This window comes from Luteolibacter sp., from assembly GCF_039920825.1.
Classification (GTDB): domain Bacteria; phylum Verrucomicrobiota; class Verrucomicrobiia; order Verrucomicrobiales; family Akkermansiaceae; genus Luteolibacter.
This window is the reverse complement of record NZ_JBDSCX010000042.1, coordinates 281762-305963: the sequence shown is the minus strand read 5'-3', so window position 1 is coordinate 305963 and position 24202 is coordinate 281762. Positions and strand designations below refer to the sequence as shown.

19 protein-coding genes are annotated in these 24202 nt (G+C 56.4%); 10 read left to right on the top strand and 9 right to left on the bottom strand.

Translation table 11 applies throughout. The annotated features are described in order from the left end of the window. Entirely contained in the window at positions 1-1044 is a 1044-nt protein-coding gene (locus tag ABIQ96_RS13655) for a glycosyltransferase domain-containing protein (RefSeq protein WP_348215158.1), read from the top strand. Positions 1045-1059: 15 nt separating this feature from the next. Beyond that, the gene (locus tag ABIQ96_RS13650; RefSeq protein WP_348215157.1) at positions 1060-1890 is read left to right on the top strand and encodes a hypothetical protein; all 831 of its coding nucleotides are present in this window, start codon (positions 1060-1062) and stop codon (positions 1888-1890) included. A 61-nt stretch (positions 1891-1951) separates the two neighbouring features. Here ABIQ96_RS13650 and ABIQ96_RS13645 read toward each other — a convergent pair whose 3' ends face one another. Further along, the gene (locus tag ABIQ96_RS13645; protein WP_348215156.1) at positions 1952-2794 is read right to left on the bottom strand and encodes a glycosyl transferase family 90; all 843 of its coding nucleotides are present in this window, start codon (positions 2792-2794) and stop codon (positions 1952-1954) included. Positions 2795-3035: 241 nt separating this feature from the next. On the opposite strand from ABIQ96_RS13645, the gene ABIQ96_RS13640 reads away from it, so the two are divergent. Next, positions 3036-4340: a class I SAM-dependent methyltransferase gene (locus ABIQ96_RS13640; protein WP_348215155.1), complete on the top strand. Its 1305-nt coding sequence runs from the start codon at positions 3036-3038 to the stop codon at positions 4338-4340. A 40-nt stretch (positions 4341-4380) separates the two neighbouring features. On the opposite strand, the gene ABIQ96_RS13635 is transcribed toward ABIQ96_RS13640, so the two are convergent. Together ABIQ96_RS13635 and ABIQ96_RS13630 are read right to left on the bottom strand one after the other, a co-directional pair. Beyond that, positions 4381-4995, bottom strand: coding sequence for a sulfotransferase family 2 domain-containing protein (locus ABIQ96_RS13635; RefSeq protein ID WP_348215154.1), 615 nt, complete (start codon positions 4993-4995; stop codon positions 4381-4383). An 80-nt stretch (positions 4996-5075) separates the two neighbouring features. After that, on the bottom strand, positions 5076-5840 hold the full coding sequence (locus tag ABIQ96_RS13630) for a hypothetical protein (protein WP_348215153.1): 765 nt from the start codon (positions 5838-5840) through the stop codon (positions 5076-5078). Positions 5841-5985: 145 nt separating this feature from the next. Between ABIQ96_RS13630 and ABIQ96_RS13625 the strand changes: the two genes are divergently transcribed. Both ABIQ96_RS13625 and ABIQ96_RS13620 read left to right on the top strand, forming a co-directional pair. Beyond that, positions 5986-7041, top strand: a complete 1056-nt coding sequence (locus ABIQ96_RS13625) for a UDP-galactopyranose mutase (protein WP_348215231.1) — start codon at positions 5986-5988, stop codon at positions 7039-7041. Positions 7042-7064: 23 nt separating this feature from the next. Next, entirely contained in the window at positions 7065-7688 is a 624-nt protein-coding gene (locus tag ABIQ96_RS13620; RefSeq protein WP_348215152.1) for a hypothetical protein, read from the top strand. A gap of 677 nt (positions 7689-8365) precedes the next feature. On the opposite strand, the gene ABIQ96_RS13615 is transcribed toward ABIQ96_RS13620, so the two are convergent. Continuing rightward, the gene (locus tag ABIQ96_RS13615; RefSeq protein ID WP_348215151.1) at positions 8366-9631 is read right to left on the bottom strand and encodes a tyrosine-type recombinase/integrase; all 1266 of its coding nucleotides are present in this window, start codon (positions 9629-9631) and stop codon (positions 8366-8368) included. A 455-nt stretch (positions 9632-10086) separates the two neighbouring features. Here ABIQ96_RS13615 and ABIQ96_RS13610 point away from each other — a divergent pair, with 455 nt between their 5' ends. The 3 genes from ABIQ96_RS13610 to ABIQ96_RS13600 all read left to right on the top strand — a co-directional run bounded on the left by ABIQ96_RS13610 (position 10087) and on the right by ABIQ96_RS13600 (position 13613). Continuing rightward, on the top strand, positions 10087-11493 hold the full coding sequence (locus tag ABIQ96_RS13610; protein ID WP_348215150.1) for an NHL repeat-containing protein: 1407 nt from the start codon (positions 10087-10089) through the stop codon (positions 11491-11493). A 74-nt stretch (positions 11494-11567) separates the two neighbouring features. Further along, positions 11568-12749, top strand: coding sequence for a carboxynorspermidine decarboxylase (nspC, locus tag ABIQ96_RS13605; RefSeq protein WP_348215149.1), 1182 nt, complete (start codon positions 11568-11570; stop codon positions 12747-12749). 255 nt (positions 12750-13004) lie between these two features. Continuing rightward, on the top strand, positions 13005-13613 hold the full coding sequence (locus ABIQ96_RS13600; RefSeq protein WP_348215148.1) for a hypothetical protein: 609 nt from the start codon (positions 13005-13007) through the stop codon (positions 13611-13613). Between the two features lie 219 nt (positions 13614-13832). Here ABIQ96_RS13600 and ABIQ96_RS13595 read toward each other — a convergent pair whose 3' ends face one another. Beyond that, a complete protein-coding gene (locus ABIQ96_RS13595; protein WP_348215147.1) occupies positions 13833-15305 on the bottom strand; it encodes a glycoside hydrolase in 1473 nt (490 codons plus the stop codon). A 220-nt stretch (positions 15306-15525) separates the two neighbouring features. Between ABIQ96_RS13595 and ABIQ96_RS13590 the strand changes: the two genes are divergently transcribed. Next, positions 15526-15825 (top strand): hypothetical protein, encoded by a 300-nt coding sequence (locus tag ABIQ96_RS13590; protein WP_348215146.1) that lies wholly within the window; start codon positions 15526-15528, stop codon positions 15823-15825. Between the two features lie 267 nt (positions 15826-16092). Next, on the top strand, positions 16093-19056 hold the full coding sequence (secA, locus tag ABIQ96_RS13585; protein ID WP_348215145.1) for a preprotein translocase subunit SecA: 2964 nt from the start codon (positions 16093-16095) through the stop codon (positions 19054-19056). Positions 19057-19115: 59 nt separating this feature from the next. Here the strand turns inward: secA and ABIQ96_RS13580 are convergent, their stop codons facing one another. From ABIQ96_RS13580 to ABIQ96_RS13565, 4 genes are all read right to left on the bottom strand, one after another. Next, on the bottom strand, positions 19116-20327 hold the full coding sequence (locus ABIQ96_RS13580; protein ID WP_348215144.1) for a TCR/Tet family MFS transporter: 1212 nt from the start codon (positions 20325-20327) through the stop codon (positions 19116-19118). 90 nt (positions 20328-20417) lie between these two features. Further along, positions 20418-22145, bottom strand: coding sequence for an alpha-L-rhamnosidase C-terminal domain-containing protein (locus tag ABIQ96_RS13575; RefSeq protein WP_348215143.1), 1728 nt, complete (start codon positions 22143-22145; stop codon positions 20418-20420). Between the two features lie 18 nt (positions 22146-22163). After that, the gene (locus ABIQ96_RS13570; protein ID WP_348215142.1) at positions 22164-23153 is read right to left on the bottom strand and encodes a substrate-binding domain-containing protein; all 990 of its coding nucleotides are present in this window, start codon (positions 23151-23153) and stop codon (positions 22164-22166) included. After that, positions 23150-24202 (bottom strand): ABC transporter permease, encoded by a 1053-nt coding sequence (locus ABIQ96_RS13565; protein WP_348215141.1) that lies wholly within the window; start codon positions 24200-24202, stop codon positions 23150-23152. The genes ABIQ96_RS13570 and ABIQ96_RS13565 overlap by 4 nt, the downstream gene beginning before the upstream one ends.

Genomic DNA, 24202 nt, shown 5'->3' with positions numbered 1-24202 from the left:
GTGACTCTCGATCTGGAGGAGAGCGCCGCGATCCAGGGCTTCCTCGCTGGAAGTTCAAATCTGGACCGCTTCAATCCGGTGATGTTCTCGGTCAATCATAATTTTCTGGGAGTAGGATACGGTCCAATGGATTCAACTACCGAATTGGTTCTGCCCGCGGGTCGCCACGTGCTCCGGTGCCACTGCCGACTCGCTCCATTATGGAGGCACAGCGCGTGGGGACTCAAACGCCAAGCCATCGACTACAAACCCCAGCTGGCGGTGATGACCGTCGGGCGTTATCCGATCAAGGAACTCGATTGGAAAATCTCCGACTTCACACGTTCCCTGACACAGTTTGGAATGCAGGCACATGTCTGCGGAGCCGGAGAGCCGACGGTATGTTGGTTTCACGACAAGATCGCGGACGTTCTGGCCTCCGTCGAGGCACTTCCCGAGCATTACACACACGTGCTGTTTTCGGACGCTACGGACAGTTTTGTTCTGGGAGGAGAAGAAACCATTCTCGCGGAGTTTTCGAAAATGAGTACCGAGTTTGTCATCTCGATGGAAAGAGGCTGCTGGCCCATTCCTGACCCTGAATGGAACGAGAGTTTCCCGCATGCGGTCGACAACCGGCGTTGGCCGAACGCCGGCGGATGGATGGGAACGCGGTCGGGAATCATTCGCGTCCTTCGGGAATGTGTCAGGATTTACGACGAAGTGACAGGATCGGGGCTTACTGGCCCTTTGAAATACTGGCAGAGGTATTCGGCCTACGCGCACGACGACCAGTGGATCATGCAACTGGCGTTCCTCGCCAGGACCGTTCCCATGACCCCGGACTACGACTGTCGCATTTTCACCAATTTCGGGACGGCGGCCAAACAACTAATCGATAATCCGGACTACGAGGCAGTTGGAAACAGAATCCGCTCAAAGCCAGGCAACACGTTCCCGCTGGTAATTCATTTCAGCGGCGGAGCCTGGCGGGAATGCAGGGATCAGTGGCAGGCGCTGCTAAACCTCAAGCAACCGTCCGACGCTCCAGCCATCTGCGGATGATCATTAACAAAGTCTATGTATCGAAATTTCAAAGTTGTCGCCATCACGTGTTTCGGCCGCACCCGATATACCGATTTGCTGACCGCCTACACCCGATCCTGTCCGCTGATTGATCGGCACGAACTTTGGATCAACACGGAAAATCCCGAAGACTTGGCAAGCGCCGATCGGTATTGCGCGGATCTTCCGGATTTTTTCCGCAAAATCATCAGCCCGGCGTCGTACAGAGATCACAGCTCCCATGGCCGCCTGGCTACGTTTTACAAGGATTTCACGGCCAGTCCCAATACGTTGTTCATCCGGTTGGATGACGACATCGTCTGGATGGCGAAAGATTCAATAAAGCGCCTTCTCGATTTCCGTATCGACAACCCGCACTTCTTCCTGGTCTACGCCAACACGCTGAACAACTCCTTGTGCACCCACCTTCACCAGCGCTTCGGAGCGATACCGCCGGAGCCCTCCATGGAATACTCATGTGATGGTGATCATAGCTGGAAACAGTGGGAAACCGCCGCAACTGTTCATTCCAAGTTCTTTGAAACTCGGGACAAGGATCCGAGCCTTCGCAATTTCTTATTTCCAGACTGGCTCCTCCTCGACTTCGAAAGATGCTCGATTAACTGCATGAGTTGGTTTGGAGCAGACAATGACCTCATGCGTGAATTCATGGGTGCTGACGAGGAGCAATCCTTGTCGGTGGATATTCCGCGTCGGCTGGGCCGTCCGAACTGCATAGTGGGGCAGTCCCTGGTGGCGCATTTTGCTTACTTCACGCAACGGGAAGAATTGGAATCTAACACCGAATGGCTTCGGCATTACCAGAGAATCGCGCCCTATCTTTGATTGGGCAAGGCCATCTCCGAATGAAGCTGCTCGGATTCCGGTCATTGCTCAGCCAGCGTGTTCAATGGCCCAGACTGCGCACCCCATCCACAACATGCTTTATCATTTTTTCCAGAACCAAATTCTCCCCTGCGAACTCCTGCGCATGCATCGCGATTTCCCCGTATAATCCGGGATTCTCCTCGATGATGCCATGATTCTCCAGCAGGTCGCCGAGATCTTCTCTCACCGGAATGTAATGTTTCCACGGAACCATAAAATCATGCCAAAACTCCACCTCGCGCCGCTGCACGACAAACACCGGCCGTCCTGAAGCAATCAACCAGCGGAGCCTTCCAGAATATCCTCCTCCTTGGCAATCAATCAGGTATTTGTATCTCCGGTGGTCCGATAGATGGACATACCGCGATTGGGATTGGAGCCGGACTTCTGGGTTATCCCGATTCCACTCCATGAGTTCGACGTCGAATAGCTCCGGAAAACTCTGTGCGGTTTCCCGCAAAGTCGCCCGGGAGTGATGCATGTTTGCCCCGATCCAGAATGCTTTCGGCGATTCCGGCGCGGGTGGACTGGAAAGAAAACTAATGAGAAGCCCGTTGCCGTCCGGTACTCCGATCTGGGGCCAGCCGAGCGAATAGGGGCAGGGAAACGGCAAAAACGGAGAATGTTCCCCGAAATGCTTGGTGCTGCTGAAAACCAGATCAAAGCTCTGCAACAACGACGCGTCGGGAGGCCAGTCGGTAAAAGACACGCACCCTGAGCGTCCCTCGAAGGAGTCCGGGGCGGCGGCGATCGCCAGTTGAAGTATCCGAACCGCGTTGTCTCCACGGCATTCATATTGGTCGAACTCGGTGATCTCCAGGTGGCCCGACTTCACCCTGAAGACAAGGAAATTGTAGCCCATGGAGTGATTCTCCACGAAGCGGAGATCATGTCCAGTCGAGAGCTAGTCCAGCGCGAATATTGAAACGGTGAAATTCCCCCCTCGGCACAAAGGAGAGCTCCCGGGTATGGGCAGGGCGGGATGTCCACTTGACAATTCACGAACATTTTCTTGCCCGAGCTTACCATTCCCGCTAACAGGTTGATCGGTCTATCCAAGGGATTGTTACCCTTTGCCGGCTCCACCCAACAATTTTCAAGCAATGACAGCAGACCTAGTGGGATACGAAACGTTGATCGATGAAATCATCCTTCGTGAAAACCTGTTGGCAGTCCCCGGCGACTTCGTGGAAATAGGAGCTCTGGCGGGCGGCGGAACGGTCAAGCTGGCCTCATTCCTGCAGCAATCCGGAAGCGCCAAATCCCTTTGGGTTGTGGAAGCGTTCAAGGTCGACGCCGATTCGACCGTGAACACCTGGGGAGAGGCAATGACAGACATCTACCGGCATTTCGTTGCCCCTAGCGACTGGAAGGAATCCTTCATGCGAACGATCTCACCGTTCGGGAATATCATGCTTTTTGATGTGAACTCCTTGGAGGTCCAATTGCCCGATAAACCCGTCGCCTTCGCTTTCATCGACGGAAACCACCAGCGGGAATATGTAGAGAGCGACTTTGAGAATTGTTGGAAACGACTGAGCCCCGGGGGGGTCTTAGCAATGCACGATTTTGGCGGAAACGTCCCCGGAACCACGGAAACCATCAAGGCTTGCATTGATCGCCATCGGGAAGAAATTCAATGGATTCGGCGGATTCGCGATAAAACCTTGATCAGCATCAAACGGAAAAGCCGGCCGTCGGTCCGTGCAACGGCGAAAATCGCAGTGTTGTTCTGTCACCACCAAACCGATCCCCTCACCCTCCATCATCTCGAGTTGCTTAGGCAGGCCAACTGCCACGACCCCTTGGTCACCGTCATCCCATGCGGATTTCCGGAATCACAGATGGTTGAAGACGCAGTGGTCTTGGCTCCGGATCCCCGATTGCCGAAAAACGAGGCACCCCGCTTGAGGGGGCGATGGGGCGAAGTCGATCTCATCATGTATCAGTTCATGCTGTCCGGAATGGGATGCGGGTATGACCGCCTGTTGTTTCTTGAAAACGATTGCAAGGTAACCGCTCCCGTCAGGGAGATCTTCGCAAACGATCTCGATCTCGGTTGTGGAGGTAATTTCGTAAAGTTGGGAGTGAAGGACTGTTGGGGATGGCAACACTGGGAGGAACTGCCCGCTTGGAAAAAACTCCTCTTCGGCAATCACGCGGCGGCCGTTACTCCTACCAACGGAGTGTTTGCCTCGACCGATCTGATGCGACGCGTATCCGACGGGCTGGTCCGTTCGTCCCGGCTTTTCGACAACATGCACGGTGAGATCCGGCTGGGCACGGCGTGCCGGATTTTTGCCGAGGACATTTCGACCTTGCTGTGGATGGAAAACGAGAATGAGTGGTTTGTATCAGAGCATCGAAATCCAAACGGCAAATTCCTTCATCCGGTGAAGAACATGTGACCAGCACGCCCGACAGGAGCGTGGGGCAAGCAAGCGCTCATCAACGAGGATCCCCTACGACATAGCCTAATTGCTCGAAGTCCCTGGCATAAATTCGCTGGATGGTTTCAACATCTTCGGACGATGGCTGGACCAAATAATGACCGAATCCAATGTTCGGCCGGTACAACACAATCTCCCTACCAAGGATGGCCGAAATCCGATCCGAAAAATCGTCGTCCTCGAGCCGGAGGATCTGCTTGACCAGGCATTCGTCTTCAATAAGTAGGAATTCGTGCTGGGGAGCTCCGTGGATGTATCGGAATCCGTCCCGTCCGTCAGTTTTGAAGTAGCCGCTTTCGATTCTCTCCAGATAACCGGCAAGCCCGCGGGATCTTTCCTTCTCGTCCGCGTAGCCGCCGCAGGAATGTTGGAATGCCGACACCGCGCGGGCGATCGGGTGGCGGACCACGGTAAAGCTCAAACAGTCCTCTTCCTCCAGCATTTCTGCAACACGCGGGTAACACATCCGCAATTCATCAGGAAAAAGATGGGCGCGATCGAGACCTCCATCGGTTCCCCAACCCTCCACCCAGGATTCTTCTTCTGAAAAGGACGATTTGATGCAGTCCCGGATCAATCTTCCCGCTGCTTTAGGAACGTGGATGAAAGCCATCCGGCGGGTGAAGGACGCGACCATCGGCAATGCAACGCGGGCTTGTTACTCTAAACTCGGCCAAAACTGAAGAATTTGTCTCACGGGTTAACCTTCGAGAAAGGCAGGCCGAAGAAATGGAGCCAGACGCGTTCGAAGATGAATCCATAGGCATTGTGGCCGCGGGCCATCACCTGCAACCGCTCCAACACATCGGCCGGAATGTTCGCCATCAGTGAGGAACGCACTGCGAACATTGCTCCGTAGGCCAGCCGACCAAGACATGCCTCCCCGGCTTTCCGCGTCATTTCGTCCCAGCCTGCCACTTCGAAAAAGTGCTCGACGAGATTCGAGTATTTAGGAAGCGAATGACCTTCACGGTAATTCTTCGCAATCCATTCGGCTCCGTCGTCAACGAACGTGAGCGGCTGCAGTGTAGTCAACGAAAAGAGCTCGCTGCGGACTCTTGCGTCGCCAAGATGTTCTCGGGTGTCCGACCGAATCAGGAAAGCGGGAGGCACATCCTGCTCGGCCAAGTATTTCAGTGTCAACGGCTGGATGTCGTTCCACTGCTCTGTTTTTTCTAAGATTTTGAGAAAATCAGGACTGTGGGGAAAGGGATCCCCCTGAGCGAAGGCGGTCCACTCAGTGAAGTCGCCGTTGGAATTCCGGACGTGCTCTAAGTAGGTTTCCGATTCCCGCCCGATGTTTTTCCTCGGGATGATAGAGTCGATCTTTGCCCGAACCTGCTTCTCAAGAATTTCGCTTCCTTTGTTGTAAACAACCACTCGGATATGCTCTGGGAGCTTCAAGATCCAGTAGAGGTCTTCGTTATATCTGGCAATTACAAGCGTTACCGACTTCATGAACCGCCATTTCCTAGAATCTGGCCTTATGCGGGTCAAGCGATTTCTGTTGGCATTCCCGCATCGCACAATAGTCGTTAGCATCTTCTTGCTAGATCCGTCTTGACAGGTCTTCCCGGGGAGAAAGAATCACAGAGGCTGGCAACTGGCGTATGAAAAATTCCATCACGTTGACTTTACCCATTTTAGCCAGGAGAAACAGAATCCCATGAAAATCACCATTGTTGGCGCGGGTTTGGCCGGTGTTACTGCGGCGGTCATCCTACGGGATGCAGGGCACGCGGTAGAGGTCTTCGAGTCGCGGGATCATGTTGGCGGGAACTGCTTTGACGAATGGATCAATGGGGTTCTCGTCCATCGCTACGGTCCTCACGGATTTCACACGGACAATGAAACCGTTTGGAACTTCTTGAACCGCTTCACCGAATTCCGGCCCACGGCACTAGAGGTCGTCGCCAACACTCCGCTGGGAGTGATCCCCGTTCCCTTCAACGATGTTTCCGCCGGATTAATTGGGGATTTGTCACCCGAACACATCCGCGACCTGATTTTCCGGGCCTATTCGGAAAAACATTGGGGAATTCCTTGGGAAGAAGTGCCGCGCTCGATCAGCACGCGCCTTCCCGAGCGCCGCCGCTCCACCGATTGCCGATATCACCTCGACCGGTGGCAAGGTGTTCCAGCAGATGGCTACACCTGCATGTTCGAACATATGCTCGACGGGGTCCCCTGCCATCTCGGTTGTTCTCCCGACGAATGGCGGCGCTTTCCTTCCGACCACGTTGTTTTCACAGGCTCGATCGACGAGTACTTCGGCAATACGCACGGCCGGCTGGAATACCGCAGCTTGGATTTCCGGTATGAGAGCGAACCCAAGCGCCGGTATTTCCAAGTCAACGAATGCAACCACCAGAACCCGTGGACGCGCTCGGTGGATCATTCCCACTGGCTCGGCCAGCAGGTCGAAAACACCGTGGTTGGATACGAGCATCCTTGCGAATGGGAACCGGGCCGTGTGCGAATGTACCCGAAGGCCTTCGGGCCGAATCCGGAACGCTACAAACTGTATCGCGAGGCAGCCAGCGGGGAAAGGAACGTGACTTTTGTGGGACGGCTCGCCACTTACAAGTATCTTGATATGGACGACGTGATCGCACAGGTGATGACAAAGCTGCCCTATTCTGAAGCAGCTTTGCAATAAACGGAATCCGCGCGGCAACTCACATGAAATATGACTTGGAACACCTGACACAAGATCCCGCGCAAGATCTGTTCGGTCCAATTCAAGACGACGAAGCGCTATTTCTTTATGGGATGATCAGAACTTGCCGGATTTCCAGGATAGTCGAGGTCGGAGGTTTGAACGGCTACTCCGCCACAAATTTTCTCAAAGCGATGAGCTGGACCGAAGACAGCATATTGTATTCCATCGATTTGAGCGAGGTGCCACAAATCGCATCCAATCATCGGACGATTCAAAAAAATGCCAAGGACATCGAGCGGGAGGATTTCGACCAAGTTCCTCTTGGGCTTCTATTTCTGGACTGCCACGATTTGGAAGCTGAAATCCAAGTATTTGAAAAACTCCTGGAATGGAATCTGATAACCGAAAAAACTTATTTAATATTGCATGACACAAACCTGTATCCGGCGCGGCTGCTGGAACACTGTAACCAAGTTTCGGGAGGATGGGTTCATCAACAATGCGAACGGATGATGGTGAATTTCCTTCATGATAGGGATTATAACTGTGTTGGACTGACTACTTCAAAAATGGATCACAATCCCGATTTTCCATTCAGGCACGGATTGACGATATGCAAGAAATTCTCGCGGCTTGTGGTATGATCACTCGGAAAAAGCGCTTTCGCAACATCTCGTAGCACTTTGAAATACAGCCGACTCCCGAAGCGAAGCTACGTAATGAGGATAACCTCTCACCCTAATCTATCGATTTATAGAATCTATCCCAAACCGTGAAGATACGGCAAGGGATTTGCTTTGTTTGGTTTGATCTACAACTTTCTGCCAATCATCTGCATATGCTACGCGAGATGCTTCCGGACCATCAAGAAAGTTCGACCCAGCCAGGGCGCGGGAATGGATCAAAGGCAAATCCCGCATCGCTAGCGAGCTTGCAGCTGTCTGCGATCTGGCGGGAGTCAATTTTGAGAGGACGCGCAAGAGTTCACCGAACTCAGGATCGGCGGCGCGGAGAACGAAAATATCGTCGACGCCGTCATCTTCCAGGGAGGACGCCGATGGCCTGTCGATGAGAAAGGGAAGCCAGCTCCAAAAATTATATTCGCCAAAGCGGTGGGGGAATTTTGAAGCGTGACGCGGAGAATGCCGTTAAGTCAGGAAACAACACTCCCCCAAAAGTATAACCGCGATTATTTTCAGGCGAATTTGGAAATGGATCCGGACCGCATGCGGACAATCGACGCGCAAAGGCGCCTGCGATTATGACTCGGCATTGTGCAGCAGGTCCGGGCAATTCGTATCCCCTTGTAGGACCGCCGTTTCTAGCAGGGTGTCTTTTCAAGCGTTGGAAGTTTCTTAATCGCAGTCCTCAAAACCTCCGCATCCGTGTGCGAATAAATCGCGTGGCTTTCGCGCGTGGAATGTCCAGTCAGCGCCATCCGGTCTTCCTCGGAAACGCCTGCCGTGCGCAACCAGCTTGTGAACGTGTGACGCAAGGAATGGAAGCCAAGTTCGTAAACAGTCCGACCCGCGATTTTGCCGTCACTCTCCGCGGATGCGCGCGACGCCTTCCCGCGATCAACTTTGGCTTTGGCCATGATTTCCACGAACGCTCCCGAGAGGCCGGTTCTACCATTGGCTTTTTTCTTTGAAAGAGCCGGCAGCACAAAAGGTTCCTGCGGGTCGCGACTTTTCGAGCGCTCCTGTAAGAACTCTAGGAGATCCGATTGGATTGGTATCCTGACTTCCCGCTTCTTCCGCTTCGTTTTACTCGGAATCAAAGAGATCATGCTGGCTTGCATATCCACTGAATCCCAGCGAAGCCTTGCGGCATCCGTCATACGCAGGCCCGTAAACGCAGCGACCAGAATCAGTCCACGCCACTCCACACTTGGCGACGCACCAAGGAGGGCAACGACCTGTGCCATGATAAACGGCTTGCGGTCCATACTGTCTTCCGTGGAAACCGCCTCCAACGCGCCGCACGGATTGAAATTGACCAACCCATCGCGGATGGCAGCACGAAATGCGGAACCCACGTCCTTGACGTATTTGTTGACCGTCTTGCCGGCCCGCCCCTCGTCCTGCAACAGCTCTCGCCAGGAACGAATGTCCGCCATCGTCACCGATTCCAGCGGTTTCAGCTTCCTCTCGTCGCCAAGCCATGCAGCAAACACATCGAGACTTTTCTTGTAGCGCTTTATCGTTCCCTCTGAACTATCCCTCGACTTGCGACGGAGCCATTCCTCGAACCAGGTGGCGACGCTGTAAAAGGCCATCGCCTCGCCGGTTGCGATCTCCAGCAACTCGGCCAAACATTTACGCGCCGAGAGCGTGGTGAATTTTTCCTTCTCAATATCAGCTACGGCCTGCGCAAGGATTGCCTTGGCACGCTGCGCCTTGTCGCTGCCGGCCGCCATCACACCTTGAGCCGCCCGCTCCATTTCGACAGCTGCAATCATCGCCAGCTTTTTGTTCGTCTGACCGGTGGATTTTCGAATCTGCTTGAGCGCTTGCGTATCCTTATCCAAGACATAATACTGACCCCACCAAACAGCGGAATCCTTGCGCTTACGGAGACTGGCCATAACCTAAAATTACCTAAAGATTTCGTGAACAGCTCGCCCTCACCGTCCCCTAAACCGTGCCCTAGATTTACCGTTCAGGCAAGTTTTTATCGTTCGCAATCCTTGTAAAACCTACGATTCCAAGGATTCTCAAAGCCCTCGGTGTTTTCGCAGGTTCGAACCCTGCAGCGTGCACCAGGTTTCCCTTTTACCTCATCAGGGATCAGGCGATTCCGATGGAGCCAAATCACTGAACCTTGCGGAAACCACCGATTCGGTTAGGATTGTTTTTTGATAGGGATTCGAGGTGATCGAGCAACCCGCCCCCGGGATTGTCCTGCCGGAAGGAAGAATTTGACGACTCCAGCGCAACCTGCCAGTTTCCGCATCGTTCGTTCGGAAAATACTCCCCCCGAGTTTCATGATCGAGCCAATGAATGTTCTGCTTCCTCTTCCGATTTTAACCCTATCACCTTATGAAAAAAATCCTCTCCACACTTGTCCTTCTCTCGCTCGCTCTGCCTGCCTCCGCAGATCGATTTTTAAGCGGTCAACCTGCCGACGTTGTTCTCGGACAAGCTGATTTCGTCAGCGGCGATTACGCGGAATTGCCGAATCGTTTTTATGAACCCGAAGCCGTGGCGATGGACCCTACCACGGGCAAGGTCTTTGTCGCCGACTCCGGCCACTACCGCATTCTGCGCTATTCGAGCACTGCCGCGGCACAAAACGGTTCGAGTCCGGAAGCCGTCATCGGCCAGCCGAATTTCACCTCTTTTTCAGAGAATCAAGGAGGCGGGGCTACCGCCAAGACTCTGGCTTTCATGTATCAAATCACCGTGGATTCAAAAGGGCGGCTCTGGGTGGCGGACTCCGACAACAACCGGGTCCTCGGTTTTTTTGCCGCCTCTTCCCTTGGCAATAATCCGAAGGCCGACGTCGTCTTGGGGCAACCTGACTTCAACACTACCTCGTCCGATACGACGGCAGCGAAAATGACTTACCCAAGCGGAGTCTCGGTCGGTCCTGATGACACGCTCTGGGTGGCGGACACCGACAACAACCGGGTTCTTCGTTTTGCAAAAATCTCTTCGAAATCAAGCGGGGCCGTAGCCAACGGAGTTCTTGGACAACCAAATTTCACATCTTCGGAATTCGGCGTCACGGATTCTACCATGTACGGCCCTTGCGCTGTCTCAGCCGACTCGAAAGGTCGTCTCTGGGTGGCCGATACCTACAATTACCGCATCCTTCGGTTCGACAATGCGGTGGAAAAAACGAAAGGAGCCCCGGCAAATGGCGTGCTTGGCCAACCGGATTTCACTTCAGCCGACGACGCAAACACCGCCACCGGTTTGTATTACCCCTACGGTGTATTTGCGGCACCTAACGGAACGGTCTGGGTCGGCGACTACTCGAACAAGCGCGTCGTCGGTTACACCAATGCGGCTTCACTCCCCAACGGCGGTGCCGCGACAATTGCGCTTGGAAAGCCTGATCTGACTTCAAGCGACTTGGGGCCCACCAAAAATCTGACATCGGGACCGGTCAACATTTGTGCAGGTCCGAAAGGCAGCATCCTCTTATCCGATTACGACGACAATCGGGTTCTCCGCTTCAGCCCGTTTCGCACCCCCGGCCTCACGATCACCACTCCCAACACAACGACTAACAGCGCTGTATTCCTGATCAAAGGAAAAGCCACCGGAAAAGTCGATGATGTCGCCTATCGGGTCGGAAACTCCGGCTCATTCATGAAAACGGACGGAATCAAGTCCTGGAATTTCATCGCAAATCTCAAACCGGGCAGCAACATCATCAAAGTCGTTGCGGAAGGTCCGGGCGGCAAAGTGACGAAGACCGTGACAATCACCCGGAAGTAGGGAGTTTCCCGGGGAAACGGGCAAAACAGGCTGGCGTCGCCTGCCGTTTCTCTTCTCAGTCGGTGGCAGACACCATGTTTGTTATCTCCATCGCCGCACTGAAACGAAACACCGCCATCCTGCGCTCCGTGAAGGAAGCCGCAGGCTGCCACCTAGTGCTCGCGCTCAAGGGATTTTCCTGCTGGAAGGCGTTTCCTTATCTTCGCGACGATCTCGATGGCTGCTGCGCGTCCGGTTTGTGGGAAGGTCTGCTGGCTCGTGATTATTTCAAGAAACACATTGTCACGTATTCGCCCGCTTACGATGAAGAGGACATCGCGGAGCTGTGTGAATTCACGGATCACCTGGATTTTAACTCCCTGTCGCAGTGGTTCCGTTTCCGCGAAATGGTGATGGCGCATCCGCGTTTCAAAAACGGCTCGCTGCTCTGCGGCCTGCGCGTGAACCCGGAATGCTCGACGGGTGAAACACCGATTTACGATCCCTGTGTCGCGGGGTCACGGCTCGGCATCACGGCGGAGCAACTCGAAGGCGCCGATCTAACCGGACTCTCCGGCCTGCATTTCCACACGCTGTGCGAGCAGGATTCGGACGATCTCGAAACCACCCTCGCAGCGGTGGACGAGAAATTCGGCCATCTGCTGCGTTCGCCACAATTCAAGTATCTGAACATGGGCGGCGGGCACTGGATCACGAAGCCGTTTTATGATCGGGATCGATTGATCCGTCTCGTTCGGGAAACGCGGGCGAAATACGATGTCGATGTCTGGCTGGAACCGGGCGAAGCGATCGCAATCCATACCGGGGTGCTGAGAGCCACTGTCATGGATGTGTTCCAATCCGCCGGCCACAACCTCGCGATTCTATCCATTTCCGCCACCGCACACATGCCGGACGTGATGGAAATGCCTTACCGCCCCGATGTTTTCCTCGTCGATACCGCGCCGTCGGATGCGAAACCCGCGGTAACGTTTCCTGGCGAGAACTACCATCCTGCGGGTGAATCCGGCCCATTTCTTTACCGCCTCGGCGGGCCAACCTGCCTAGCGGGCGATGTCGTCGGAGATTTCTCATTTCCCCGTGAACTCAAAGTCGGCGACACGCTGGTCTTCGACGACATGGCGCACTACACCATGGTGAAAACCACGACTTTCAATGGCGTAAAACACCCGGCCATCGCGCTCCTGCACGAGGATGGGCACTTGGAAATCATCCGCGAGTTCGGCTATGCGGATTTCCGGGATCGACTGGCCTAACACCAAGAGCAGGGCTATCGCTGGCCATCGTCATCTCATGAGCTTCGGCGATTCGAAAGGGAGAGCTTTCGTCTCGGAAAAAAATGAACAGCAAGGGGAACATTTTAAAAAAACCCGTAGCTCAATAGGTGGCATCTTGCCCGATTACAGGAGGGAACGCAAAATTCGAGCAATTTGCAATTCACGATGGCGAGAAATTTTCCTTAAAAAATATACCTGTCCAACTCGAAATTCCGCGCTTTAGTTGGGTTTGATATGAAAACCATCATCGACTGCCCAGCCACTTCATCCAACAACCCCTACGAAACCGCAAGCTCTTCGCGACTTGCCAATTTCGGCCGTCTGCTATTGGCGGCGTTATGTGTTTCGCTGGTTTCCTTCGCGGCCTCTCCCACAGCGTTCGCAGCCGCTCCCAACGGCAGCTACGAATTCACGAGTGCCAGCGGCAGCGCCGAATTCGGTGACCACACCGTCCACCTTCCCCAAGCGCTGGTGAAAAAGCTCGCCGGCGTCATCGGAGGCAAGATCACGATTGAGGACAGCACACTGCAACTCAACCGCAACGCCACGGCCAAGGTGGTCACGGAGATCGGCGACAAATTCGACTTCAGCGTCGAAACCAGCGTGACCGGCCCGACCTCGTTGGTTCTCGAAAAAGGGGAAATTGGCTATGCAGGTCAAACGGCCGATCCAATTGTGGTGGCCTTTGATGGCAACTTCCATGGAGAGGACTTTTCAGGAGAATTGAGCACCCAAGTGAGCGCCCGCGTGAAGGGCAAAACCCTTACGGTGGTCGTTAAATTCTCAGGACACGCACTCGGGGCGGATTTCAGCGGGAAACTAACGGTCGTCGGCAAGCGCTGACTCTTCTTCCGTCCAGTCATCGCGAGGACATTACTTCCGCAGGCATGGCCAAAATCCATGGCAACTGCAAAGCTGGGATTTCCCACCGCGATTCAACCAAGTCCTAGAGCAACAGAAGCTGTGTTTGGCGTGTTAGGAATTCAATGCGCCGAACATTGCCGCTTGTTCTCACCTACGGCCGGTGCGCTTCAATCCCGCCGCATGATTTGTTAGGCCAGATCACTCCGCCGGGGCCAGCCCGTTGATTTCGAAAGTCTGAACGGAATTCGCCGGAAGCACGGCTTCGAAATGGTGATCCCTGATCCGAAGATCCGCTTGTTTCTCATAGCGTGCCATCGCTCTCGGACTGGTGAGCGTCGAAGAGACTTGGCCGTCGGGGACATCGAACATTGTTAAATCGAAGTGGGCCGGGCGCGCCGGGCCGTCGTTGAGGATCGCCAGCACCAGCCGTTTGTCTTTTTCGGAAAACGCGGCGACCACGGTGTTCCGCCCGGTTTCCAGGATGACCATACCCGGGCGGATATGTCGGGAGTATTGGGCTAACACCGCCGCTTTGGGATTCGCGAAACGGATCTCGGCGCGCCGCATGTTGCAAGCCAGCAGGCCCCAGCCCGAACCGTCAGTCGGCTGCCAGTAGCACCACGCCGTGGGATGCAACGCCGCCATATCGCGATGGAAATTCCGCGCGAGTTCGAGACCGCCGGGGTCACCGTCGCCATATTCGGAATTCCACAATCTTTTGCCATCCTCTTTCACCACGAGTTGGTGCAAGCCCGCCCGGTCGCCATTTCCATTCTGATAGCCATGAACGTTCACCTGCGGGACGAGCGCCTTGGTGGCCGGGCTGAAACTTTTCCAAGTGGCGATCGCCGAGTCATACCAAGTCTCGTCGGATGCTGCGATGGGTAGTTCCTTGAGTTTGTGGCGATCCAACTCCGCGCGCAGGACGGGGAGGAATTTCTCCTGCGAGGCGGGCGAGAAATGGCAGCCCTCCTGTTTGCAATTGGCAAACCAATAGGAGGTGGAGGGTTCGTTGAAGGGATCGATGGAAGTGAAGGTCACTCCCCATTTTTCCTTCGAAATTTTGGCAACAGCGGCCAGATAGGTCGCGAACGCGGGATAATTTTTCTCCGGCAGATTGTCGTCATCTCCATCAGGCGCGCCGGAGGGATTGTCGTTGGCGCACATCCACCACATCGGCGAATTGGAGAAGAGCTCGAAGTGGTCGGCACCGCGGTCGCGGGCTTTCAGCAGCATCGCACGCTGTTTGGCATCCACGTTCCAATCCCAACTTGCGGACGTAGGATCGGGATCTTTCCCATCCAGCCAGAATCCGTCCATCTGGCGGTATTTTTCGATGATTTTGGAAACGGCCATCTTGCGGTCGCCAATCGTAGCCGTGGAGCAGGCACCCGCATTGTAACGGACGATGTTCATGCCCAATCCGGGGACTTCCTTGCCCGCCAAAGTGACGGTCTTGGTGGTGAAAAGGAAATCCGCCAGATCATCGCGGTCACCGAAGACATTCCCCATCCAACACAGCGAAGTCCCCCAGCCTTCCCAAGTCCCATGGCTGACCGCCGGATCAACCTTCACTTCCAGTGGAGCCGGAACGTCAGCAGCGTGAGCAACCAGCAGCAGAGCGGCGAAAATTCCAGAAAACAAACGGAGCAACGAGGGCGTGGACTTCATGACAGGCGGATAAAACGAAGCGGCGTAGCCACCATCGCGAAACCGGCGGGCGAAATCAAGCAGACCAGATCCCCGCCCGCGACGACTTCCTTGCTGCAATCAATCGTTTGACAATCGCGCACCCGTCTCCGAGTTTGCGCTTGGAGAGCACGGACGGACGTCTGGTTTCTCCGGACTGGTCAGCATGCGAGCTTCCGAACACCCACCCATCCGCGCCATCATGATCCCTTGGGTCGTGGTGCTGGTGGTGTCGTTCACACTGAACGCCTTTTGTCCGGATCATGCCGTCGCAAGGAAAAGCGAATCGCGCCGGCAGACGGAGTTGTCCCAGTGTGATGACAATCTCCAATCTCCCGGACGCCTCACCAGCCCGATGGACTTGCTCCCTCCACTGCCATATGTGGTGGCGGAGCATGCGGGACACTATCTGCTGCTGCCACGCATCGAAGCACTCGGAGACGAACCGACAGCCATAGCTCCGGCCGGCGCCGTGCAAGGACGAGCGCCACCAGTTGCCTAACGGTTTGCTTTGCCGCGTGTCGGATCTCCTCCTTGGAGTGTCCGCACCGCCGCATGCCACTGGCTGATGTCAGTCAGGTCGATCCCCGTCCCAGCGACGGTCCCCAATGCCGGGTGCTTCCACGCCCGGTCCACCTCCGCTCCTCGGGCTGAGTTTATCCATTCCACCTTTTCTTTTAATGAACACTTTTCTGTTATTTTCAAAAACCAATTCCGCCCCGGTCCCGATGGCCCGAATTTCCCTCAATCCCCTTCCCGCTCCACGTCCATGATCAGTTGGCTTTTCCCCAAAATCATCGGCGGCAAGAACGAGCGCGAGGTGAACCGCATCCGTCCGACCGTCTCCCGCATCAACGAGATCGAGGAGGCGTTCCAACAGAAACCCGCCGGGGTGCTGCTGGAAATGACGTCCGCCTGGCAGACACACCTCGCCCGCTACCACGCGCTCGACGTTCCGACCAAGGCACAGATCGAAACCATGGATGATGCCGGACTCCAGACCACGGCGGAGGCGCTGGAAAAACGTTTCTCGACGCTGCGGCGGGAGTTCTCCGCGCTGCCTTCCAAGGTGGCAGCCACGGCGGAGTCCATCGAAGCGGCGAAAGCGGCCTTCCATCAGATCGAGCCGCGTTTCGCGAAAGCCCGCTCCATCTATCTGGAAAAAATCCTGCCAGAAGCCTATGCGGTGGTGAAAAACGCCGCACGCCGCTTGAACGGCAGCGAGGCGGAAATCGGCGGGCGGACCGAGACCTGGCGGATGGTGCACTTCGACGTGCAGCTCATCGGCGGCATCGCATTGCACCGCGGGATGATCGCTGAAATGCAGACCGGCGAAGGAAAGACGCTGGTCGCCACGCTGCCGGTCTATCTGAACGCGCTGACCGGTCTCGGCGTGCACGTGGTAACGGTGAACGATTACCTCGCGAAGCGGGATTCCGAGTGGATGGGTGTGCTTTTCCGCTCACTCGGTCTGAGCATCGGCTGCGTGGTGAATAACATGCAGCCTTGGGAACGCCGCGAGGCCTACCATTGCGACATTACCTACGGAACAAACTCTGAGTTCGGCTTCGACTATCTGCGCGACAACGGCATGGCTTCGACGAAAGAGGAACAAGTCCAGCGCGGCCACTACCTCGCCGTCATCGACGAAGTGGACTCGATCCTGATCGACGAGGCCCGCACGCCGCTCATCATCACCGGAGCAGCCACGAGGTCGTCCCATCAGTTCGACACGCTCCGCCAATCCGTCGAGCAGTTGGTGAAAAAACAAACCGAGCTCTGCAACCGGCTGGCCGCCGAAGCGGAGAAACAGCTCTCCGCCGGCGATCACGCGGCCGCCGGACTCACGCTGCTGAAGCTAAAGCTCGGCCAACCGCGCAACCGCCGCTTCCTGCGCTTTCTGGAGATCCCGGAGCTGCGACGGCTGTTGGATAAAACCGAACTCGCCTATCAGAAGAGTTCGTTCGGCAAGGACATCCACAAGTTGAAGGAGGAATTGTATTTCGCCATCGATGAAAAGGCCCACGACGCCGACCTGATGGAGAAAGGACGCCGCTTTCTATCACCCAGCGATCCGGATTCATTCACCATTCCCGATACGGCCGCGCAGCTCGCCGCCATCCAAACGGACACCGCATCCACCTCCGAAGAGAAAGCCACCGCCCGCGGCGCTCTCCGCGAGCAGATGGACGGACAGGCCGCGAAAATCCACGGCATTTCGCAGCTTCTCAAAGCCTACTGCCTTTACGAAAAGGACGTTCACTATGTGGTCGCGGAAGGAAAGATCACCATCATCGACGAAAGCACCGGCCGAGAGATGGCGGGCCGCCGCTGGTCGGACGGTCTCCATCAAGCGGTCGAGGCGAAGGAGCGCGTCTCCATCGAGAAGGAAAGCCGGACTTATGCGACCATCACGCTGCAGAACTACTTCCGCCTCTACGACAAGCTCGCGGGCATGACGGGCACGGCGGAAACCGAGGCTGCCGAGTTTCATGACATCTATCAGCTCGACGTGCTCCCCATCCCGACGAACACGCCGAACATCCGCATCGATGAGAACGACCGGATTTTCAAAACGCGGCGGGAAAAATACAACGCGGTGGTCGAACGGATCGCCGCGGCGCACGCGACGGGACAACCGGTGCTGGTCGGCACGGCTTCCGTGGAATCGTCGGAAACGTTGTCCCGTCTGCTGCAACGGGCGAAGATCCCACACACGGTGCTGAACGCGAAGTTCCACGAACAGGAGGCGGAAATCGTCGCCCTCGCCGGACAACGCGGAGCTGTCACCGTTTCCACCAACATGGCGGGACGCGGGACCGACATCAAACTCGGCGAGGGCGTGGCCGAGCTCGGCGGATTGTTCGTTATCGGCACGGAACGCCATCCGTCGCGGCGGGTCGACCGGCAGTTGCGCGGGCGTTGCTCGCGTCAGGGAGATCCCGGGCTGTCCCGGTTCTTCATTTCCCTGGAGGACGATCTGATGCGTCACCATGCCGCTCCAGACCGCATGGCTTCGTTAATCGAAAAGTCCGATGGAACAACGCTCAAAAGCGCCTCGCTCGGCACGTTGGTGGAAACAGCACAGAAGCAAGTGGAGCAGCGCGACTACAAGACGCGCAAACGGGTGCTCGATTTCGACGATGTGATGAATCTGCAGCGCGAAATCGTTTACGGCTATCGCAATGAAGTCCTAACGACTGAAGACACGCGAAAGCTGGTGCATGAGATCATCGCGGAAAGCGTCCCAGAGGGAGTGCGCGAGCATCTCGCCGACTGCGATCCCTACGATCCCGACTACGGCCCGCTGCTGCGCTGGGCGCAATCCACGTTCCCGATCAGTATCGCCGCAGAATATCTAACTGCTATTAATGCGGAAAAAATTTCCGCGATGATGGTGAAAGCAGTGCGTGACGCCTACGAACTACGCGTGAATGGTCTGCCCGCGGAAGTGTTGGAACAAGAGGAGCGCCGCATGGTGCTTGCCGCCATCGACAACGAGTGGCAGGAGCATCTGGGTGAAATGGATGAATTGCGCGAAGGAGTCTATCTGCGCGCGCAGGGTCAGAAGGATCCGCTGGTGGAATACAAAAACGAAGCCTACGGACTCTTCGTCACGTTGATGGATACCATCCGACGGGATGCCCTGCATCACCTCTTCCGTTCGGCCGCGGGACTCGGGGCATTTCTCGCACAACTTCAAAACCAATCGCAGAACAAAGAAGCGCGCTAACCTGCAAGCGGCGGTCGATGAAGTGCGGCAAATCACATTTCATCGGCCTCCTTAGCTTCTCACGCCGGCTGCTTTTGAAACGCCCGCCAAGCGAGGCCGGCGGCTACAAGTGCGACGAGGCCGGCACCGTAGAATGGCAGCCCCGGCAACAGGAGTTTTCGATCCGGAGCGATGGCCCACGAAAAAAGCGAGGTCCATAACAGCGGAGCAATGATGCCGGCGACGCTGGTGATGCTGTTCAATGCTCCCTGCACCGCACCCTGCTCGTCGGCAGGGACGGCTTGAGAGATGATCGATTGGGTGGCGGGCGAACCAATGCCCGCCATCGAGCCTATCAGAATGATGAAATAGACCATCCAGCCCTGCGTGGCCGCGCCGTAACAGGTCATCGCCACGGCCATTGCCAACAAGCCCACATACACACCTCGGCGCTCGCCGATAATTTTCAAGATCCGTCCCGCAAGTCCCGCCTGGACGATGGCGGCCATGATGCCGACAAGCGCCAGGGACAGTCCGACCTGTTTGCTGTTCCAGCCATAGCGATTGCCGGTGTAGAGCACCCACAGGCACGGATAGATATTTCCCGAGAGCATGCTGAGGAAATGGGAGCCGGTCAGGCCCAACACCAGCGGCCAGCGGCTCAACGCGCCAATAGCCTTGAGCGGATGGGCGCTCGCCCATTTGAACGGGCGGCGGTTTTCGGGAGCGAGGGATTCCGGTAGAACGAACGCTCCATAAAGCCAGTTCAGCAGGGTAATGCCCGCCGCCACCAAAAACGGCGTGCGAAGACCGTGCGCGCCTAGCAATCCACCGATCGCCGGACCTGCGATGAAGCCGAGTCCGAAAGCCGCACCGATCATTCCAAAGCCCGCCGCACGCTTTTCCGGCGGCGTCACATCGGCGATATAGGCGCTGGCGGCGGAGAAATTCGCCGCCGTCACACCGGAAACGATGCGCGCCAGATAGAGCCAGCCGATGGTCGGTGCCCACGCCAATACGAGGTAGTCAATGCCCGAACCGAAGAGAGGGGCGAGGATCACGGGCCGTCGGCCGAAGCGATCCGACAAACTGCCAAGGACCGGTGAGAAAATGAACTGCATCAGCGCATACAAAGCGCCAAGCCAACCCACTGAATGTGCCGCGGCCTGGACATTTCCACCCTGAAGCTGCTCCACCAACTTCGGCAGTACCGGGACGATGACACCGATGCCGAAGATATCCAGAAACAGCGTGATGAAGATGAAAATGATCGCGGGCTTCGGGCGGGCCATGGCCGACGATAGCCGCGGTTTTCCACCGGGAAATGAAAATTCGCGAGAACTCAGGGCCTGCGGACTACGCATTCATAACAATCAACCCGATCAATCCACCTGCTCGATGCCAGCGGGAAGATTGACTGTGGATTTCACCGAGCCGTCAGCCTGTTTGTCATGGCGGACGTGGATCGGACCTTTCGGGGTTGGGTAGGTTCCTTCGGCCCAGGTGAGGCGACCGAGATGGGGAGTGATTTTCACCTTCATACAACCGGGTGCGACCGGAGTAACGCCAAGGATGTTTTTGCTGAGCCAAGCCGTCGGTCCTCCGGCCCAACCGTGGCAGAAGCTGTGACGGAATCCGACATAACAATAAGCGCCGAAGTCACCGTGGAGATCCTTTTTGCCGGGGGCTACAAGTTGATCGATCGGCCCGGCATTCTTGGTCCATGCGAGATCGAAGTCCTCCCAGAAAGTGGTGGCGCCCTGGTCCAGCATTCCGCCCCAGTATTGGCTGATGAAGTCGAGGCCGGTATCGATGTCGTTGGATTTCGCCAGGGCATTGAGGACGTAGAAACCGTAGAACGTGCTGAGATCGGTGGGGCCGTTCTTTTTGAGCACGTTGTTGGAGACATCGGCAGGATCACGGAAACCGGCGATGGAGAGCAATGCGGCGGGCGACTTGCGGCCACTCGACTCGGGAACATGCTTGCGAAGGAGAGCGGCCGTATCGGTGCAGAATTTGGCAGTTACCTTGTCACCGAGAATTTCAGTTAGCCTCGCGCCGCTTTCCATGGTGAGGGTCATCATTGCCTGGAGCCCTTCGTGGACGGCCACCTTGTTGTCGGCGGTGGGCCAGTCGAGGAAACGCGTGCCATCGAGTTTCTCCCTGCCATCCGCCTCGACGTAGGCGGTGAGGCGCATGAGTAATGCAGTTAGATACGGCTGCTGTTGTTTGAGATACTCGAGATTTCCGTGGTGGAGATACCACTCTTCGTGGATGAGGATCCACCACATCGAATAGGAACTGATGCCGTTCATCCAATCGGTGACAGGCGTGACGTCGCGGGTCATGTCGAGGCTCTTCGGAACGACCTCGTTGTAGCCGAAAACGCTGTCGATGACACTCACCTCGGGGTGCATGTCCCCGAGCCAGACGAGGCGATCGCGCTTGATGCCGTCCCAAAGGTAGTCCTGCATGTTGAGGTGGACGGTGTAGGCCCCGGTTTGCCAGATTTTGTTGAGGCGCTCGTCGGAGCATTTGAACGAGCCGACGTAGGGAATGTCACGGATCGTTAGAACCGCGCGGACCTGGCTGAGTTCCAGATCGGTCTCTGGATCGGCGTTGTCGATCCTGATAAAGCGGAAGCCGCTCGGGCCAACGGTGGTTTTCCCGAGCCACGGGACTTTCACGGTCATGTCACGCAGGGCATGGTCGTTCTCCGCTCCACGCTCGCCGATTTCCACCATGGTCTCGGCGACGGACTCGCCGAAGCGGACATGCACGGACGGCATGTCCTTGCCTGGAGTCATGGGGGTGAACAAATCGACGGAGCCGACGATTTCCACACCGAAATCAATGACGATGCCGCTGCCCGGCTTGATGACCAGCGGCGGCATGGGTTCGCTGAGCACTGCCTGCCCACTGTGAGGCTTGAGGAGGTTTTCGGAATTCGCAACTCCTTGGTCCGACTTCCAGACGATGCGTTTCGGCTGGATGACAAACGATGTCAGCGGGCTCTTCTCAGCCACACCGGCGAGGGTCGGAGGAAGCGCACCGCATGGGAGCGCCGTGGCGAAAACCGTCACGGCAAGAATTCCGGAAAAGCCATTCATGATCGGCTGCCTCGGCAGTTAGAAATCGAACTGGTCGATGTTCTCCTTGGTGAACACGAAGGGTTTTCCGAGGATGATGTTATCGCCTTTGACCTCCATCTTGCCGAGCTTGCCGGCGTTGAATTCGGTCGCGCCGGGAACAAGCTCGCCTTTCGCGACGGCGGCCCCCGCCATGATGGACAGGTATCCGAGTTCCTCGACATTCCAGAGGATGACCGCCTGGGTGACACCTTCCTTGACGTAAGCCCTGTTCTCGCTGGGCAGGCCGAGGCCGACCAATTTCACCGCGCCGGCCTTGCCCGCCTGCTTGATGGCTTCGGCGGCACCGGGAACGGAAGGCGAACACACGCCGACAATGGCCTTGAGGTTCGGATAGGCGCTGAGGAGGTTGGTGGCTTCCTGCTGGGCCTTGTCCTTCTGATCGTCGCAAGGCTTGGTATCCACGAGCTTCATGTTAGGATACTTCTCGGCCTGGCGGGCCTTGATGTATTTGATCCACTCGTTGAGGTTGGAAGCCGTTAGAGTTCCGGTGATGATGGCGAACTCTCCCTCGCCGCCGGTAAGGGCAGCGGCGGAGTCCATCAGTTGCTCGCCGATTCCCTGCGCGGTGGCCTGGTTGACGAAGAACGAACGGGCGTCGGGCTGCGCATCGGCGTCATAGGTGACGACCTTGATTCCCGCTGCCTGCGCCTTCTTGAGCGCGGTGGAAATGGAGTCCTTGTTTTCACACGCGGCGGCGATGACATCGACACCATCGGTGATCCAATTCTCGACGATCTCATTCTGCTTCGCAGGATCGGAGTTGATAGGTCCGTCGAATTTCAACTCCGCACCGAGCTCGGCAGCGGCGGTGCGTGCTCCCTTCTCACAGGTGACGAAATATTGGTTGCCCTTGCTCTTGGGCAACAGGGCGATGGTGAGTTTGCCTTTCGAATCCGATTTGCTGCAGGAAACAAACGGGAGCGCGGCGAAAAGAGCCAGAGAGGCGATGAAGGTTTTGCGTTTCATGAGGTTGCTGGGTTTGAGTTGGATTTCTTAAGAGACTGCTTGCGGGCACGACGGACGGCGAGCGTTTTTGTCGAGGCGCCGATGGCGAGGGCGGCGAGAAGCAGAAGCCCGGTCAAAAGCCCGGAAAGCTCGCGGGCGACGCTGGCCACCGTCTGGTCCATGATTTTGTAGTCCGAGATCCGGGTCAGGCCGTTGTTGAGAATCGCGAGAGCGATCCATCCCAGAATCGTTCCACACAGGGTTCCGGATCCACCGAAAATACTGACGCCTCCGAGCACGACCGCGGTGATGGCGAGAAGTTCATAACCGATTCCCGCATTGGCACGGGCTTCGCCCAAACGGGCGACCAGGATCACGGAGGCAAGTCCTGCAACGGCACCGGCGATGATGTAAGCAAGACTGGTGTTGCGGGCGACGGGGATGCCCGCATATCGTGCGCCTTCGGAAGCATAACCGATCGCACGGAACGAGCGGCCGAACGTGGTCCGATGAACAAGAAACCAGATCGCCGCGGCGACCACGAAAAACACCCAGATCTGCGCGGGAAGACCGGCGATGTTGGAATTTCCGAGGGCGAGAAACGATGGTGGAAATCCCGAGAAAGATTCCGCGCCCTTGGTGAGCGCTTCGGCCAGACCGCGAAACAGTGAAAAGGTGCCGAGCGTGACGATCAACGGTGGCAGGTTCAATCGCGTAATGAGCACCGCATTGACACCGCCGCCCATTGCTCCGCAGGCGATGGCGGCCAGACCGGCGAGCCATGGGTTCATGCCGAGAACGTTCACCATCATACCGAAAAGAACCGCGCAAAGTCCCATCATCGAACCGACGGATAGATCGATGCCGCCGGTCAGGATCACCGGCGTCATAGCAACGGCAAGCAGGCCGATTTCCACCGAGTGGCGGAAGATGTTGGAGACATTGCCCGCTTTGAGGAAGTTGCGCCCGAGCACTTGGAACAGGACCACTTCGAAGAGGATCACTAGCACCAGCACCGTTTCATGACGGGCGAGCAATGACTTGATGGAAAATGACCTTGGACTGGACAT

Coding starts and splice junctions, on each gene's coding strand:
- ABIQ96_RS13650 (WP_348215157.1), top strand. CDS start 1,060: ATGTATCGAAATTTCAAAGTTGTCGCCATCACGTGTTTCGGCCGCACC.
- ABIQ96_RS13645 (WP_348215156.1), bottom strand. CDS start 2,794: ATGGGCTACAATTTCCTTGTCTTCAGGGTGAAGTCGGGCCACCTGGAG.
- ABIQ96_RS13640 (WP_348215155.1), top strand. CDS start 3,036: ATGACAGCAGACCTAGTGGGATACGAAACGTTGATCGATGAAATCATC.
- ABIQ96_RS13635 (WP_348215154.1), bottom strand. CDS start 4,995: ATGGCTTTCATCCACGTTCCTAAAGCAGCGGGAAGATTGATCCGGGAC.
- ABIQ96_RS13630 (WP_348215153.1), bottom strand. CDS start 5,840: ATGAAGTCGGTAACGCTTGTAATTGCCAGATATAACGAAGACCTCTAC.
- ABIQ96_RS13620 (WP_348215152.1), top strand. CDS start 7,065: ATGAAATATGACTTGGAACACCTGACACAAGATCCCGCGCAAGATCTG.
- ABIQ96_RS13615 (WP_348215151.1), bottom strand. CDS start 9,631: ATGGCCAGTCTCCGTAAGCGCAAGGATTCCGCTGTTTGGTGGGGTCAG.
- ABIQ96_RS13610 (WP_348215150.1), top strand. CDS start 10,087: ATGAAAAAAATCCTCTCCACACTTGTCCTTCTCTCGCTCGCTCTGCCT.
- nspC (WP_348215149.1), top strand. CDS start 11,568: ATGTTTGTTATCTCCATCGCCGCACTGAAACGAAACACCGCCATCCTG.
- ABIQ96_RS13600 (WP_348215148.1), top strand. CDS start 13,005: ATGAAAACCATCATCGACTGCCCAGCCACTTCATCCAACAACCCCTAC.
- ABIQ96_RS13595 (WP_348215147.1), bottom strand. CDS start 15,305: ATGAAGTCCACGCCCTCGTTGCTCCGTTTGTTTTCTGGAATTTTCGCC.
- ABIQ96_RS13590 (WP_348215146.1), top strand. CDS start 15,526: ATGATCCCTTGGGTCGTGGTGCTGGTGGTGTCGTTCACACTGAACGCC.
- secA (WP_348215145.1), top strand. CDS start 16,093: ATGATCAGTTGGCTTTTCCCCAAAATCATCGGCGGCAAGAACGAGCGC.
- ABIQ96_RS13580 (WP_348215144.1), bottom strand. CDS start 20,327: ATGGCCCGCCCGAAGCCCGCGATCATTTTCATCTTCATCACGCTGTTT.
- ABIQ96_RS13575 (WP_348215143.1), bottom strand. CDS start 22,145: ATGAATGGCTTTTCCGGAATTCTTGCCGTGACGGTTTTCGCCACGGCG.
- ABIQ96_RS13570 (WP_348215142.1), bottom strand. CDS start 23,153: ATGAAACGCAAAACCTTCATCGCCTCTCTGGCTCTTTTCGCCGCGCTC.
- ABIQ96_RS13565 (WP_348215141.1), bottom strand. CDS start 24,202: ATGTCCAGTCCAAGGTCATTTTCCATCAAGTCATTGCTCGCCCGTCAT.